Source organism: Cellvibrio sp. OA-2007 (assembly GCF_000953825.1).
GTDB lineage: Bacteria > Pseudomonadota > Gammaproteobacteria > Pseudomonadales > Cellvibrionaceae > Cellvibrio.
In genome coordinates, this window is record NZ_BBUL01000096.1 from 30,475 (window position 1) to 45,905 (window position 15,431).

General features: G+C 49.5%; 13 protein-coding genes. 2 read left to right on the forward strand and 11 right to left on the reverse strand.

Annotated elements, in window-relative coordinates; all coding sequences use genetic code 11:
* Nucleotides 1-72: 72 nt before the first annotated feature.
* The 11 genes from AWU77_RS20800 to sbcB all read right to left on the reverse strand — a co-directional run bounded on the left by AWU77_RS20800 (nucleotide 73) and on the right by sbcB (nucleotide 12,169).
* Nucleotides 73-987: a sulfite exporter TauE/SafE family protein gene (locus AWU77_RS20800; protein WP_084618523.1), complete on the reverse strand. Its 915-nt coding sequence runs from the start codon at nucleotides 985-987 to the stop codon at nucleotides 73-75.
* Nucleotides 984-1,199 carry a cbb3-type cytochrome oxidase assembly protein CcoS gene (gene ccoS / locus AWU77_RS16950; RefSeq protein WP_062066122.1) on the reverse strand — a complete coding sequence of 72 codons (216 nt, stop codon included), beginning with the start codon at nucleotides 1,197-1,199 and terminating at the stop codon, nucleotides 984-986. The genes AWU77_RS20800 and ccoS overlap by 4 nt, the downstream gene beginning before the upstream one ends.
* Before the next feature lie 21 nt (nucleotides 1,200-1,220).
* Nucleotides 1,221-3,653, reverse strand: a complete 2,433-nt coding sequence (locus tag AWU77_RS16955; protein WP_062066132.1) for a heavy metal translocating P-type ATPase — start codon at nucleotides 3,651-3,653, stop codon at nucleotides 1,221-1,223.
* A gap of 11 nt (nucleotides 3,654-3,664) precedes the next feature.
* The gene (locus AWU77_RS16960; RefSeq protein WP_238582506.1) at nucleotides 3,665-4,249 is read right to left on the reverse strand and encodes a FixH family protein; all 585 of its coding nucleotides are present in this window, start codon (nucleotides 4,247-4,249) and stop codon (nucleotides 3,665-3,667) included.
* Nucleotides 4,250-4,283: 34 nt separating this feature from the next.
* A complete protein-coding gene (gene ccoG / locus AWU77_RS16965) occupies nucleotides 4,284-5,693 on the reverse strand; it encodes a cytochrome c oxidase accessory protein CcoG (protein WP_062066842.1) in 1,410 nt (469 codons plus the stop codon).
* A gap of 86 nt (nucleotides 5,694-5,779) precedes the next feature.
* Nucleotides 5,780-6,697 carry a cytochrome-c oxidase, cbb3-type subunit III gene (ccoP, locus tag AWU77_RS16970; protein WP_193747556.1) on the reverse strand — a complete coding sequence of 306 codons (918 nt, stop codon included), beginning with the start codon at nucleotides 6,695-6,697 and terminating at the stop codon, nucleotides 5,780-5,782.
* A 24-nt stretch (nucleotides 6,698-6,721) separates the two neighbouring features.
* The gene (locus tag AWU77_RS16975) at nucleotides 6,722-6,889 is read right to left on the reverse strand and encodes a CcoQ/FixQ family Cbb3-type cytochrome c oxidase assembly chaperone (RefSeq protein ID WP_062066141.1); all 168 of its coding nucleotides are present in this window, start codon (nucleotides 6,887-6,889) and stop codon (nucleotides 6,722-6,724) included.
* Nucleotides 6,889-7,500, reverse strand: coding sequence for a cytochrome-c oxidase, cbb3-type subunit II (gene ccoO, locus AWU77_RS16980; RefSeq protein ID WP_062066150.1), 612 nt, complete (start codon nucleotides 7,498-7,500; stop codon nucleotides 6,889-6,891). Before ccoO ends, AWU77_RS16975 begins: the two co-directional genes overlap by 1 nt.
* A gap of 10 nt (nucleotides 7,501-7,510) precedes the next feature.
* On the reverse strand, nucleotides 7,511-8,965 hold the full coding sequence (ccoN, locus tag AWU77_RS16985) for a cytochrome-c oxidase, cbb3-type subunit I (protein WP_062066159.1): 1,455 nt from the start codon (nucleotides 8,963-8,965) through the stop codon (nucleotides 7,511-7,513).
* Nucleotides 8,966-9,254: 289 nt separating this feature from the next.
* Nucleotides 9,255-10,472 carry an argininosuccinate synthase gene (locus AWU77_RS16990; protein WP_062066162.1) on the reverse strand — a complete coding sequence of 406 codons (1,218 nt, stop codon included), beginning with the start codon at nucleotides 10,470-10,472 and terminating at the stop codon, nucleotides 9,255-9,257.
* Between the two features lie 233 nt (nucleotides 10,473-10,705).
* Entirely contained in the window at nucleotides 10,706-12,169 is a 1,464-nt protein-coding gene (sbcB, locus tag AWU77_RS16995; protein WP_062066166.1) for an exodeoxyribonuclease I, read from the reverse strand.
* A 152-nt stretch (nucleotides 12,170-12,321) separates the two neighbouring features.
* On the opposite strand from sbcB, the gene can reads away from it, so the two are divergent.
* Nucleotides 12,322-12,951, forward strand: coding sequence for a carbonate dehydratase (gene can / locus AWU77_RS17000; protein ID WP_062066169.1), 630 nt, complete (start codon nucleotides 12,322-12,324; stop codon nucleotides 12,949-12,951).
* 205 nt (nucleotides 12,952-13,156) lie between these two features.
* Nucleotides 13,157-15,430: a PAS domain S-box protein gene (locus tag AWU77_RS17005; RefSeq protein ID WP_062066173.1), complete on the forward strand. Its 2,274-nt coding sequence runs from the start codon at nucleotides 13,157-13,159 to the stop codon at nucleotides 15,428-15,430.
* The last annotated feature ends 1 nt before the right edge of the window (nucleotide 15,431 follow it).

A 15,431-nucleotide genomic window follows, 5' to 3' on the forward strand; every position in this document is an offset into this window, starting at 1 on the left:
CTTAGCAGCCACGCACCTTAGCATGGTGAATTTCGTTCGCCTAGCGCCCACTGTTAAGACTGTTTAATCAGGTTACTCATGTGCTGCAGCTGAGGATTTTAATGAATGGTGCTGATGGACGTCTGTCTGCTCGAGCACAGAACCTTGCTCTGCGGGCGCTTGTTGCACGGCGGCATCATGGCTTTCCGAATGATCCATTGCGGCATGATTCATCATGATGTGCTTCATATCTGCATGATTCATTTGCGAGTGATCCATGCCTGAGTGATCCATACCTTCGTGCATAGCTGAATGACTACTATCGTGATGGTGCTGATGGCTGCCGTAACCGCCACCCCAAATAGTCCACAGACCAAACAGCATCACCGCTAGCGCAAAACTCCACCGGATGCGCGGGCGCTGTAACAAACGCCCCAATTGCTGTGCAATAAAACCGGTTGCGAGCACGGCGGGCAAGGTGCCCAAACCAAAGGCGAGCATCACCAAACCGCCGCCAACAGCATGACCTTGTGCCATGGCATAAGCCAGCGCTGAATAGACCAAACCACAGGGCAACCAACCCCAGATAGCGCCGAGCGCAACCGCCTTCGGCACAGTATCGACCGGCATTAAGGCTTTACCCAGCGGCTGCAAGTAGGCCCACAAATAGCGCCCACCACTTTCCAGATAGGTCAGCCCCCGCCACCAGTTGGCAAGATACAAGCCCATCGCAATCAGCAGCACACCTGCCAGCCAACGCAACCAGACTGCTCCGCCCGCTTCGGTAATCTGCGAGGCGAAGAGGCCGACTATCGCCCCCATCAAGGCATAGCTAGCAATGCGCCCGAGGTTGTAACTGAGCAGGATAAACCAGCGCCGCGCCTTGGCATGAGCCGGTACTGCCATGCTCAGTGCGCCCATAATCCCGCCGCACATGCCCACACAGTGGGCACTGCTAAAAAGGCCGAGCAAAAACGCGGCAGTGAGAGCAGACCAGTCAATTATCATGGGCGGGCGTTCTTATCGTCAGAGGTGTTTTCAGGTATATCGGTGGCTGCAGAGGCAGGATCTTGTTGTTTTTTGTCCGCATCAAACAAGATGCGATGCGCCTCGGTATCGAGGTTATCGTACTGGCCATTGTTGATCGCCCAAAACATCACTTTGATCGCCAGACCGATAAAAATCAGTGCGCAAGGGACAAGAAAATACAAACTTTCCATTAACTACTCACGGTGATGAACTTATTTGGTTAAACGCAGCGCGTTAAAAATGACGATCAAGGAGCTGGCAGTCATACCGATTGCCGCCAGCCAAGGTGGAATCATACCAGCCGCAGCAAGTGGTAAAGCGAGCAGATTGTAGGCCAGCGAAAAACGCAGATTTTGGCTGATGATGCCTTTGGTGCGCTGGGCGATTGCCAATGCATCGGCAATCACGTCGAGGCGATCATTCAGCAGCACTGAGTCAGCGCGAGTTTGCGCCAAGTCCGATGCTGAAGCCATAGCGACCGACACATCGGCACCGGCCAATACGGGCACATCGTTAATGCCGTCGCCAATCATCAGCACTTTATCACCCGCTGCTTGGCGCTGGCTCAGATGCGACAATTTGTCGCCCGGTTTGGCGCCGGCAACATAGTCATCAATACCCAGTTGCTGTGCGAGTTGTGCAACGGCGCCGGATTGATCGCCACTTAACAACTCAACGGCGATCCCCTGCCCTTTAAGCCGCTGAATTAAAGCCGCCGCATCGGGGCGCACTTCATCCACCAGGGCAATCCAGGCCAAGGGTTCCGCCTCATTGGCCAGCAACAACCAGGTGTGAACAGAATCAGGTAATACAAGTGGCACGTTCGGATCAGGCAAAAGCTCAGCCGCAAACTCGGCGGTACCTAAGCGGTAGACCTGATTGGCAATCCGCCCTGCCACTCCGGCGGCAGTGATTTGTTTAATATCCTGTGCTTGATACAGACCTTGCCACTGTTGAAAAGCAACGGCTAGCGGGTGGTTCGAGCCAGCCTCAAGTGCCGCAGCCAAGCCTAATAATTGATCGCGCGATAGATCAACGCCTGCAAACGCTTGCACCTGCTGCACAACAAACTTGCCTTTGGTGAGAGTACCGGTTTTATCAAAAATCACCCGGTTAACACCATTGAGCGCCTCGATGACATGGCCGCGCGCCACCAAAAAACCGCGTTTACGCAAGTTGGCCGTTGCCGCCGATAGCGCCGCTGGCATAGCCAAAGCCAAAGCACAGGGGCAAGTCACGACTAATACCGACAAGGTTACCCAGAGCGCCTGCTCAGGGCGATACCAGAGCCAGAAAGCAAACACGGCACTGCATACAATTAACAAGCGAGCGATAAAAAAGCGCGCCATGCGATCAGCAGCCAAGACTTGCTGCGGCTTTTCCTCTGCCGCCTGGGTTGCCAACCGTTCAATGGCCGAGAGTTGGGTTGCCGCGCCCAAAGCGGTGACTTCCACTTTAAGTGGGCTGTGATTATTCAGCGTACCGGCAATCACCATATCGCCCGGTTGCTTGCTGATGGGGCGGGACTCACCGGTCAGCAGCGCCTCTACTACCGCGCTCTCTCCCGCCAAAACACGTCCATCGCAAGGAAAAGTTTCGCCTGCTTTGACTAAAATCACATCACCTAACTGTAGGGTTTTAATGGGCATGGGCTGCTCAATTTCGCAGCCATTTTCTTCACGCAAGCAGCAGGCAGTGAGCGGCATTAGTTGCGCGAGATTGCCAAACGCCAACCGGTTGCGATGGCGCGCACGCAGCTCCACGTAGCGCCCCACCAACAGGAACAGAGTGAACATGGAGACAGATTCAAAATAGACGTCACCGGCGCCCGAAACTGTCGCCCAAACACTGGCGCAATAGGCCAAACCTATCGCCAACGCGACCGGTACATCCATCACCAAATGGCGCATTTGAATACTGCGCCAAGCGGCTTGAAAAAATGGCCAGGCGGAAAAAAAGACGACAGGCGTAGCCACCAGCATCGACAGCCAGCGCAAAAAATCCAACCAGAAGTCGGTCGCGCCGGTATACATACCCACCGCCACCATCATCGCCTGCATAGTGCCGAAACCGGCGACACCGATGCGAAACAAGGCGATACGGTTTTCTTTTTTGATTAATTGTTGCTGCTGGTCATCCGTTGCCGGGCGTGGCAGGTAGCCAATTGCCGCAAGGGATTGAAATATCTCACTGAGCGGGAATTTCGAATCCCACACAATCGCGCAGCGATGGGTGCTGAGACTGACAGTAACCGATTGGATCGCAAGATTTTTTTTGAGGTGAGTTTCGATCAGCCAACTGCAGGCGGCACAGCTAATGCCCTCCAGCAGTAAATTGGCTTGTTTAAACCTATCGTCAAAGGGAACGACAAACTCGGATTGCACTTCTTCCAAATCGTAAATATCCCAGCGCTGGGATGCCTGCCCTGCCGCCTCGGGGCGCTCATTGCTGGCAGTACGAAATTGGTAAAAGCTTTCCAAACCACCATCGACAATCGCCATAGCCACCGCTTGGCAGCCGGGGCAGCACATTAGCCGTGTTTGCCCTTGAATATTGACAGAGTAATCGCAAGCGGGAGGTACTGGCAGGCCGCAGTGATAACAGGCCTGCCCGGAAATGCTCGCGGAGGGCGTTGGGGTCGCCATTTAATGCTCGACTAGTGGACGCGCGGCGCTAGTAGCGTATTTTCGGCCGCACGGAAATCTATTTCACCGCTCAAAGTCCAGGGGGCATCTTTGCGCAGGGCTAAGTCGTCAATGGGATATAGGGTTAGGTACCAGGAGTAATCCGGCTCAACCAATAATTCGCCACGGTACTTGCCCGGTGCAATAGCAATCAGTGTGATCAACTGATCTTTTGCCGCTTTGACTGGGTGCCCCATCAGCAACAACAGTTTTTCAGGCATCAAGGCCGTCTCCGCTGGCGGATTGGCGATTGTCAGGGAGACCTCGCCGCTAGTGCGATCAAAGCTTAGGTTGCCACTTAAGCCCAGCGCCTGGGCACGCTTATCCTGTTCCAGCGCTTGATTAATCATGCGCCCTTCTTTGTAATAGTTATCGATAATCACATCATCGGCACCCTTGAGCGCAATGGTCACCGTAACAGAGCACATGATGATGATGTAAATCAATGGACTGAATACAAACCAGAACCAAAACTGGCGGTACCAGGGCTTAACACTTTCGTCATCTGTCTCGCTCATCACATCTCTCTCGGAGGCAACTTTCTGCGCAATACTCATGCAAACACCTTGGGAAAATAATTGAAGGGCAAAATTAAGGGCCAATAAAAGTGGTGGTGTTAGTCGCGGTAATTGCAGGGTTTTCACGGGCGCGAACGAGGAAATGAATCTCCGACTTTTTACTCTTTAACTCTGCCTGCTTGACTGATACCCGCACTGGAATCGTCAACACCTCACCCTCAACCGCGGGAATGGCTTTATACCCCTGAATATCAAAGTCATAGTCGCCGTCTACTTCTATATCGTAGATATGGGTGTTGCGATCCATATTGCTGATCTTCAAGGTATATACATTTTGTATATTGTCTTCCACCACGCGATACATTCGCACCCCGCGATCACGCTGGGCTTCAAGCCCCACGGGTACACGGGTGGCGATGGAGTAAACGAACAGGGAAATCATAATCGTCAGCATCAAGCCATAGCCCAGTAAGCGCGGACGAAATACTTTAGTAGTGCCAGTTTGGATGGCATCCTCAGTAGTAAAACTGATCAATCCGCGCGGATAATCCATTTTATCCATCACGCTATTACAAGCATCAACACAGAGCCCGCAGTCGATACACTCAGCCTGCAAACCATCGCGAATATCTATATCCACCGGACACACCTGCACACACCAGGAACAATCAATGCAATCGCCCAAGCCCTGTGCTTTGTAGTCGTCACCCGATTTACGCGGACCACGTTTTTCGCCGCGGATATTGTTGTAAGAAACTGTCAATGTATCATGGTCATACATGACCGCCTGAAAACGTGCGTAGGGGCAAATGTATTTACAGAATTGCTCACGCATAAACCCGGCATTCATATAAGTCGCCGCCACATAGAACAGCACCCAAAAAGCAGTGACCAGATCCAGATGAAAGGTGAAAAAACCGGTGATCAATTCGCGAATAGGCGTGAAATAGCCAACAAAGGTAAGCGAGGTCACCAGTGAGATGCCGATCCAGATTGATTGTGTAGCACCTTTACGCCACAGCTTTTCAAATCCCCAAGGCTGAGCATCCAACTTCATACGCTTGTTGCGATCCCCTTCGCACAGGTGTTCAGCCCAAATAAACATTTGCGTCCAGACCGTTTGCGGGCAAGTGAAACCGCACCAGACACGCCCCACCAACACGGTTACGGTAAATAAAAGAAAAGCAGCTATCACCAATAACCAAGCGAGATACATTGCATCTTGCGGCCAGAAGGTGAGCCAAAGGATATGGAATTTACGCTCGGGAAGATCAAACAGAATCGCTGGGCGACCGTCAATCATCAGCCAAGGCATTAACAGAAAACCCAACATTAAGGGTAAGCCAGTGTAACGGCGCAAGCGCTGATAAAAGCCGGTAATACGACGAGTGTAGATCTTGTCATCCGCCTCGTAGAGGTTCACATAGCGGATGCCAGTATCTGTAGACGATGGAGCTTGTTTTGACGAAGGCTTTTCACTCAAGGGAACTACCTCATTACTGCCGTTGTTATGACAAATCAACAACGTTACTTACGGCAGGCCTGAGCCTGCCTCCTTTGCAGGAAGAATTAGTTAGATTCTTCCAAAGACAGGCTGTAAACGTAAGCAGCCAGCAAATGTATACGATCTTCCTTCAGTAGCTCTTGCTGCGCTGGCATTACACCATTGCGGCCATCACGCAACGTTTGACGGATGGTGGCGGGTTCGCCACCATAAAGCCAAATTTTGTCAGTCAAGTTAGGTGCACCAACCATTTGGTTACCCTTGCCATCAACGCCATGACAAGCAACGCAGTTAGCGGCAAAGAGTTTAGCGCCGGCTTCAGCTTTAGCTTTATCGTGCTCGCCACCTGAAATCTGCAATACATATTCAGCGACATTAGCTACACCCTCTTCACCCAAGATTGAACCCCAGGCAGGCATAGCAGCTTTGCGACCATTCACTATAGTTTCATGAATTTTTTCTGGTGTACCGCCATAAAGCCAATCTTTGTCAGTCAAATTCGGAAAGCCGGGGTTACCACCGCCATCCGCACCATGGCATACGGCGCAGTTGTTGGAGAACAAGCGGAAACCCATTTTCAAAGCATCCGGATTTTTGGCAACTTCTTCGATTGGCATCTTGGAATAGACACCATAGGTTTCAGCGTAGATTTTTTCTGCCTCGGCTTGATGACCGCGCAGTTCGTTAACCGATGTCCATGCCTTGCCATCTTTACCCTTGATACCTTCATAAGAACCGTAACCGGGATAAATAATCAAATAGCCGACAGCAAAAACAAAAGTCAGTAAAAACATATAAAACCACCAGCGCGGCAGAGGATTGTCATACTCCTCAATACCATCGTATTCGTGGCCAGTCGTTTGCGCTTCCGTGCTTGCTTCGCCCACTACCACTTTTTTACGGGTAGCTAAGAGAATCCATAACAACAGCACCAAATTAGTGGTTGTCAGGATAATGATCCAAAGGCTCCAAAAAGTACTCATAGTTAAATCCGCCCTAATCGATGATTACTTATGATCATCTGTGTGCTTGTCTTGAGGTTCATCGGCAAATGGCAACTTGGCATCTTCTTCAAAACGTTTTTTGAGTTTAGGGGAAAATGCCCAAAAACAAACGCCGAAGAACGCAATAGTCACCAGTACCGTAGAGATTGCGCCGATTGTACCTACGTCCATTAGCGCTTCTCTTTGAGCAACACGCCCAGATTTTGCAGGTAAGCCACTAGTGCATCCATTTCAGTCACACCTTTAACTGCCCGCTCAGCACCTGCTGCATCTTCTTCGGTGTATGGAACACCGACCTTAGCCAGTGCGCGCATTTTGTCGCCAGTGTGTTTGCCATCCAACTTGTTGTCATACAAATGCGGATACGCAGGCATGATGGACTCAGGCACTACGATACGTGGATTAAACAAATGCACTTTGTGCCAGTCATCCGAGTAACGGCCACCAACACGGGCCAAATCAGGGCCGGTACGCTTTGAACCCCACAGAAAAGGATGTTCATACACTGATTCACCCGCTACTGAGTAGTGACCATAGCGCTCAACTTCAGCACGTAGTGGACGCACCATTTGGGTGTGGCACACATGGCAGCCTTCGCGAATATAAACGTCACGCCCTTCCAGTTGCACTGCATTCAGCGGCTTCAAACCCTCAATAGGTGTCGTGGTTTGCTTAAGAAAGAATTGCGGAACAATTTCCACCAAACCACCGAAACTGATAGCAATGACCATAAACACAGTCATCAAGCCGATATTCTTTTCTACTATTTCATGACCTTTCATGGCATTCCCCTTAAACAGCTGGCGCCTGAACAGGCTGATTAACACTTTCGGCCGCTTTTTTAGCTGCGTTTACGGTGCGGTATGTGTTGTACGCCATGATCAGCATGCCGGTCAGGAAGAAGGCACCGCCAATCGCACGCATTACATAACCACCCTTACTGAATACAACTGTCTCGATAAAGCTGTAGGTCAGCGAGCCGTCTGGATTAAATGCACGCCACATCAAGCCCTGACCAATACCATTGATCCACATAGCGACTACGTATAATACGGTACCCACAGTTGCTAACCAGAAGTGCAAATTGATCAATTTCACACTGTACATTTCTTCGCGGTTAAACAGTTTTGGCAGCATATGGTAGAGCGCGCCGATAGAAATCATCGCCACCCAACCCAGAGCACCCGAGTGCACATGGCCTACAGTCCAGTCGGTGTTGTGCGATAAAGCGTTTACGTTTTTGATGGCCATCATCGGGCCTTCAAAAGTAGACATACCGTAGAAAGAAAGAGCAACAACCAGGAAGCGCAAGGTAGGATCGGTGCGCAATTTATGCCATGCACCTGACAAAGTCATAATCCCGTTGATCATACCGCCCCAGCTTGGCGCCAGCAGAATCAGAGACATCACCATACCCAGCGACTGGGTCCAATCCGGCAATGCAGAATAGTGCAAGTGGTGCGAGCCTGCCCAGATATACAGGGAGATCAACGCCCAGAAGTGGACGATAGATAATTGATAAGAGTAAACCGGGCGGCCAGCTTGCTTGGGTACAAAGTAGTACATCATGCCGAGGAAGCCTGCGGTTAAGAAGAAACCTACCGCATTGTGACCATACCACCACTGCACCATGGCATCGGCAGCACCCGCATACGCAGAATAGGATTTGGTCAAGGTCACTGGGATTGCGGCACTGTTAACAATGTGCAGTACTGCCACGGTCACAATGAAGCCACCGTAGAACCAGTTAGCCACATAAATATGTGAGGTGCGGCGCTTAACGATAGTACCGAAGAAAACAATCGCGTAAGAGATCCATACGAGCGCCAACAGAATATCAATTGGCCACTCCAACTCGGCGTACTCTTTCGCCGAGGTCATGCCCTGAGGCAAGGTGATTGCTGCCAAAACGATAACAGCCTGCCAGCCCCAGAAGGTGAAGGGAACTAACCAGCCACCAAACAATGTGGTCTGACAGGTGCGTTGCACCACATAATAAGAAGTAGCAAACAGTGCGCAGCCACCGAATGCAAAAATAACTGCGTTAGTGTGCAACGGGCGCAAGCGACCGAAGCTGGTGTATGGTTGAAGCAGATCATTGAGACCAGGCCAAACCAATTGAGAAGCGATAAGAACGCCAACCCCCATTCCAAATATGCCCCAAACAATGGTCATAATGGAGAATTTGCGCACTATATCGAAGTCGTATACTGGAGGATCTCCAGCTACTGTCGCATGACTACCCATAGGACTTTCCTATTACTTAAAAGAAAATGAAAACTTTTTGTCTCTGTCAGCGCTACTTATCGCCTGAGCTACACGGCACTCGTAAATTTAACCCAAGCCTATAACCCTACTTTAGGTGCGGCATTTTGCCTTATGAGCGGCAATTTGTCTCACCCTCGTCGGTATAGGATTGATATTTATCAAATTATTTATGCGCTTTTAACCGCGAACGCAGCGCTTTTGATCAATAGAGCAACAATAGGCTATTAATCGACAATCCGCCCCCCGAACAGAGACGGACTTTTACCAATTACTTCAGCACGCGACCTTTATTGGCAGCAATACGCATACGCAGGGCATTTAGTTTAATAAAGCCTTCTGCATCTTTTTGGTTGTATGCGCCAGCATCATCCTCAAAGGTTGCAACTTTCTCATCGAACAGACTGTCAGCTGAGCGACGACCAACCACATGCACCGCACCTTTGTAGAGTTTCACGCGAACTTCACCGTTCACGTACTCTTGCGATTCATCGATCATGGTTTGCATCATCTTGCGTTCAGGACTCCACCAGAAGCCGTTGTAAATCATCTCGGCATACTTGGGCATCAGGCTATCTTTCAAGTGCGCGACTTCACGATCCAAGGTGATGGATTCAATTGCACGGTGTGCGCGCAGCATAATGGTGCCACCAGGAGTTTCGTAACAGCCGCGAGACTTCATGCCTACAAAGCGGTTTTCAACTATGTCCAAACGACCGACACCGTTCTCGCCACCTACTTTGTTCAAGTAGGTCAATACGGTAGCCGGCGACATGCGCTCACCGTTAATCGCGACCACATCACCCTTCTCATAGGTCAGGTCGAGATAGGTTGGTTGATCAGGGGCGGCTTCAGGCGAAACACTCCAGCGCCACATATCGTCTTCTGCTTCAGTCCACGGATTCTCCAACACACCACCTTCATAAGAGATATGCAGCAGGTTGGCATCCATAGAGTAAGGCGATTTTTTCTTTTTGTTGAAATCAACAGGAATATTGTGCTGCTCACAATAGGCCATGAGGGTTTCGCGGGAAGTCAGATCCCACTCACGCCAGGGCGCGATTACCTTGATGCCCGGCTTAAGTGCATAGGCACCCAGCTCAAAGCGCACTTGGTCATTACCTTTACCGGTAGCGCCATGGGAAATTGCATCGGCACCCACTTCGTTGGCGATCTCAATCAAACGCTTGGCGATCAATGGACGCGCAATAGACGTGCCGAGCAGGTATTCACCTTCATAGATGGTGTTGGCGCGGAACATCGGGAAGACGAAATCACGCACGAACTCTTCGCGCAGATCATCGATATAAATTTGTTTAACGCCGAGCGCTTGGGCTTTGGCGCGCGCTGGCTCTACTTCTTCGCCCTGACCAATGTCAGCGGTGAAGGTGATAACTTCACAGTTGTAGTTTTCTTGCAGCCATTTGACGATTACTGAAGTATCGAGGCCGCCGGAATAGGCCAACACGACTTTTTTGATAGATGACATGGGAAGCTCCCGCTATAACTCGTTGACAATTCACCGGGCACAAGCCACAGACCAGTACCTACTTGGGCGCGGGATTGTACTCGCAAGCCGCGCAAATTCCCACACTTACAAGGGTTAAAGTGTGGCTTTTAACGCTAAATGAAAATGGATCTCAGCCACTAGTCACCCCGTTAAAGCCAAAATAACAGCAGTACTAATGACCGGTTTAATTGGACGAGTAAAACAAGAGATTATTACAGACTTTGTTTAAGTTGATCGGCATAGACAGCCAATTGCTGCAACAGATTTTGCTGCACCTCAGTGGTATTCACATCCGCTATCAGCAACTGCAGCCGCTGTTCAAACTCCGCCAGGGTCAGGCTGGCCTGCGCCGCTTTGTCAGTCAATCGCCAACGACAAAACTGCTGCCAGCGCTGCAACTCATCAGAACTAAGGCTGGCCGGGAAATTGCGCGCGCGATAGCGAAATAGCATTTCCGCCAAGCGCGAATCGTGGAAATCAAACACCTCACTGGCCAGCGCTTCAGGCGTTGCCTGACGTACACGATCCATTAAGCGTTTGTCGTGTGCCTCAAAAAAGCCGCTATAGAGCATTTGCTCAGGATCGGTTTTTTCAGCAAATTCCTGACTGCTGTATAGCTGGTAAAGTTTCTGCTGCAACTGCTGCTGTTCAGATCTGCTGAGGTTACACAGGGTCTGCCAATGTCGCTCACAGGCTTGTTTATCGATCGCCAAACGCCGTGCAGTAGCGTCATCCAACATTGATGGAGGCAACACCATCGGCGTTTTATTGAAATGAATTTCCTTAAGCGCCAAACGCTCCACCCCTTCGGGCAAATCCTCCGTGCGGGTAAACAGGCGCAACTTCAGTTCATCTACCCGCAAACTCAGCAATGCCTGCGGATCAGTACCGAGATTAAAGGCGATAACCGAATTTTTGTTGGTGGGATGCATCGCCAGCGGCAACACTAATGCCGCATTGCCATTTTCAGCGGGAAATCGCGATGAAATATGCAGCAGCGGCTTATGGCTGTCGATATCGATCAAACTAGCGACAAAGCGTTTATCGCGCAAACGATAGGCATAATCGTAAAGCTTGGGCTGTTTTGCCTTGATCAGCTTGGCCACCGCGATAGTGGCATAAACATCCGAGAGCGCATCGTGCGCTGCCTCGTGTTCGAGGTTATTGGCCTTGCTCAACATCTCCAACTTAAAGCAGGGGCGGCCGTCTTCGTAGTTAGGCCACTCTATACCATCGGGGCGCAGCGCACGGGTCATGCGCACCATATCGATGATATCCCAGCGCGAATTGCCATTGCGCCACTCGCGCTCGTAGGGATCATAAAAGTTGCGATACAGCGCATAACGCGTCACCTCATCATCAAAACGGATGGAGTTATAGCCGACACCGCAGGTGCCAGGGCGGGATAATTCCGCGTGGATCGCCGCAATGAATTTGTACTCCGGCAACCCACGCTCCGCGGCTAGCTGGGGCAACAAACCGGTGACCAAACACGCTTCCGGTTTGGGCAATAAATCTGCCGCAGGCTGGCAGTAGATCATCAGCGGCTCGCCGATAATATTTAACTCTTCATCGGTGCGAATACCGGCAAACTGGGAGGGTCTATCCAACGCAGGAACCTCACCCCAAGTCTCATAGTCGTGCCAATAGAGGGTATTTTGAGCAGCGGATTTCATTGTTTTTATCCTTTCAAACGATCCAAGCCAAGCATCAGAAAAAGTGCAATGTAACACTCTCAGTTCGCTTTCCCCTATACTGCGGGCTGATTTTGCGACTCAATCTCGCACGACAAATCTGACCTGTGTAGGTGTCCACCCGGAGAAACATAATGAGTGATTTAGAAAGCCTATTTGCCAGCAACGTTAAGTGGGCCGAAGACATTAAACGCAAAGAGCCTAACTTTTTTTCCAAGTTGGCCGAACAGCAAGCGCCTGAATACTTATGGATTGGCTGCTCCGATAGCCGCGTTCCCGCCAACCAGATTGTCGACTTGGCGCCAGGCGAATTATTTGTACACCGCAATGTTGCCAACGTGGTGATTCACACCGACCTCAACTGCATGACCGTACTCAACTACGCTGTTGAATTCCTCAAAGTAAAACATGTGATGGTAACCGGCCACTACGGCTGCGGCGGGGTAAAAGCGGCAATGGAAAACCATAAATTAGGTTTGATTGACTACTGGCTGCGCAATATCCGCGATGTCTACTACAAAAACAAAGACATTATGGATGAGCTCACCGACCCCAACGATCGTGTTAACCGCCTCTGCGAATTAAATGTAGTGCAGCAAGTAGAAAATGTGGCGCGCAGCAACATAGTGCAAAACGCGTGGGCACGCGGACAAGAATTAACGATTCATGGCTGGATTTACGATATTCACGACGGTATTTTGCGCAAACTCATGCCGCCGATTGATGCAGTCGAGCAGATCCCCGAGCAATATCGTCTCTATTAAGCTTCGCCAGTACAATAATTGCCCCCCCTGCCCCCACTCAGCCAATAGCGCCGGGTGGGGTTGCGAGCCTTGAGCCATATCATTCCACTAAACTAGAAAGCCGCGCAGACTGTCCTATACTCACATCAGCTTAAAATCAATTTTATTGCTGCCACCACAACAAAATCCCTTTACTAGCTCCATCTGCTGACGAACGGAACACTGAATGCCTGAGAAATCGCTATTGCAGCAGCCAATTGACGACGAGTCACTCAACCAATCGACATTGGCTACCGAACAAATGCGCTCGCTCTACCACAGCCTTCCGGTGTCACTCCTCTCATCAATTATCATTGCATTGATTCTCAGCATCTCCCATTGGCAAATAATAGGCCAAGCAGAAATCATTTTGTGGAATTTACTGTTGGGTTGCACCCTGCTTGCACGCCTGATTTTATGGATCTTTTGGCATAACGCGCACCAACTGTACTCCGCCGGTTTTTGGCTGAACTGCTTTCGTATAGGCGTTTGGCTAACCGGATCGGCTTGGGGCGCCACTGCATTTTTATTATTTGCGCCAGACGATACGGTTTACCAAGCGCTACTCGCTTTTTCACTTGCGGGTGTAGCAAGTGGTTCAATGACCTCCCTCACCGTAGACAAATATTCATCCGTTGGTTTTGTAATTCTCGCAATCACCCCACTCAGCATTATTATTTTTATTGGGGATGGGCCCACCGCTATCGCCATGACCAGCATGACGCTGCTGTTTATTTTTTTTGTGATCGCCAGCACCACGCGCGCGCGGCACAACATGGAAGACCAACTCAATAAAAATTTTCATCTGCTGAAAATCACTAATAAATTAAATCAAAAACAGAAACTGGAAAAAATAATTAACAATGCCCAGTCTATTTACATTGGCGATAGCGACATAAAGTCTGCACTCAGCGCACTACTCAAAGAAACTTTGCCACTTTGCAACAGCGAGCTAGGTTTTATTGCGCAGGTAAAAAAAGATGCCGAACAAAACCCGCTCATGTGTGCACTGGTATTTGGGAGTCATAAAAAAGAAGATCGAACTCTAGAAAATTTCCGTGTAACCAACCTGCCAGAGAATGGTGAATACCGGAATTTGGATAATCTATTCGGGATGATTCTGCGCTCAGAAAAACCCATTATCAGCCCCAATCTGGCTCGCGACATGCGCGCAAGCACACTGCCGCCCGGCCACCCGCCTATAAACAACTTTATTGGAATTCCTATTTACAATGGCCAGGAAAAAATAGCTATCCTCGGGCTAGCCAACTCTCCCCTTGGCTACACCAATCAAACTGCAGAAGAGCTAGAGCCGATTCTGAAAAGCATTGCTCAATTTATTCAAACCATGAATCATGAACAACAGCACGAGAAGGACAAAGCAGAACTTGAGGCCAGCAGCCAACAGACACAAACCATTCTTAATGATATTGCCGACGGTATCATCACAATCTCAAAAGACGGGAAAATTCAAAGTTTTAACCACGCAGCGGAAACCATTTTTGGATATAGAGCCAAACACATTATCGGCAGCAACATCAGTACACTAATGCCTGAACCGCACAAATCATTGCACGATGAATACATAAAATCACACCTTAAAACAGGCAAGAAAAACATCCTCGGAATCGGGCGCGAAGTAATTGGTTTACGCCGCAACGGTGATGAGTTTCCTATGGATCTTATGGTGTCCCGTGTTTTTCAACACGGTGAACCACTATTTATAGGCATAGTACGTGACATAACTGAAAAGCGACGCATTGATGGGCTTCACAGTCAATTTATTACCGCCGCCAGCAAAGAAATTCTGGGGCCGCTTAATGTCATAACTGAAGCCATTAGCCTGATACAAAACGATGCATCTACCCACCTTCCAGAGCCCTTACATCACGCAGTCGGCGTAGCACAAAATAACAGCGTCAAATTACAAAAGCTCATGAGTGATTTAATCGAAGTGCACAATTTATCTAAAGGTGATGCGCCCTATAAATTAAAAACACAACTGATCCACCCTTTAATTGAAGAAACTCTAAGACGAAATGAAGCCTACATTGATATATATCAATGTCATGTGACAATCTCAGCAACAGAAAAGAATCTCACCGTACACATAGATAGCGCACGCCTGCACCAAGCACTAACACACCTACTGCAGTACTCACTAAAGCTCTCATCTCCGAATGCCAAATTAGGCATACGCATTAGCGAAGATCGCAACCGGGTGAAAATTGCCATTGCTATCGCAGGAAAAAAACTCAATGATGATGCACATAAGAATTTACTGTTATATTTTGGCACGAACAATAAATCTATCAATCAAGAACAATATGCAGAGGGAGATCTAGGGTTGGCGATAGCCAAAGAAATCATAGAAAAAATGCATGGTAAAATACACATAGAAAATAAAGCAGAGGAAGATTATTTTATCGTCGAGTTTCTACAAGCCGCCAAGGAGTTTTGAT

Bases quoted from the DNA above. Each gene is read 5' to 3' on its own strand.
- AWU77_RS20800 (WP_084618523.1), bottom strand. From the start codon at position 987: ATGATAATTGACTGGTCTGCTCTCACTGCCGCGTTTTTGCTCGGCCTT.
- ccoS (WP_062066122.1), bottom strand. From the start codon at position 1,199: ATGGAAAGTTTGTATTTTCTTGTCCCTTGCGCACTGATTTTTATCGGT.
- AWU77_RS16955 (WP_062066132.1), bottom strand. From the start codon at position 3,653: ATGGCGACCCCAACGCCCTCCGCGAGCATTTCCGGGCAGGCCTGTTAT.
- AWU77_RS16960 (WP_238582506.1), bottom strand. From the start codon at position 4,249: ATGAGTATTGCGCAGAAAGTTGCCTCCGAGAGAGATGTGATGAGCGAG.
- ccoP (WP_193747556.1), bottom strand. From the start codon at position 6,697: ATGAGTACTTTTTGGAGCCTTTGGATCATTATCCTGACAACCACTAAT.
- AWU77_RS16975 (WP_062066141.1), bottom strand. From the start codon at position 6,889: ATGGACGTAGGTACAATCGGCGCAATCTCTACGGTACTGGTGACTATT.
- ccoO (WP_062066150.1), bottom strand. From the start codon at position 7,500: ATGAAAGGTCATGAAATAGTAGAAAAGAATATCGGCTTGATGACTGTG.
- ccoN (WP_062066159.1), bottom strand. From the start codon at position 8,965: ATGGGTAGTCATGCGACAGTAGCTGGAGATCCTCCAGTATACGACTTC.
- AWU77_RS16990 (WP_062066162.1), bottom strand. From the start codon at position 10,472: ATGTCATCTATCAAAAAAGTCGTGTTGGCCTATTCCGGCGGCCTCGAT.
- sbcB (WP_062066166.1), bottom strand. From the start codon at position 12,169: ATGAAATCCGCTGCTCAAAATACCCTCTATTGGCACGACTATGAGACT.
- can (WP_062066169.1), top strand. From the start codon at position 12,322: ATGAGTGATTTAGAAAGCCTATTTGCCAGCAACGTTAAGTGGGCCGAA.
- AWU77_RS17005 (WP_062066173.1), top strand. From the start codon at position 13,157: ATGCCTGAGAAATCGCTATTGCAGCAGCCAATTGACGACGAGTCACTC.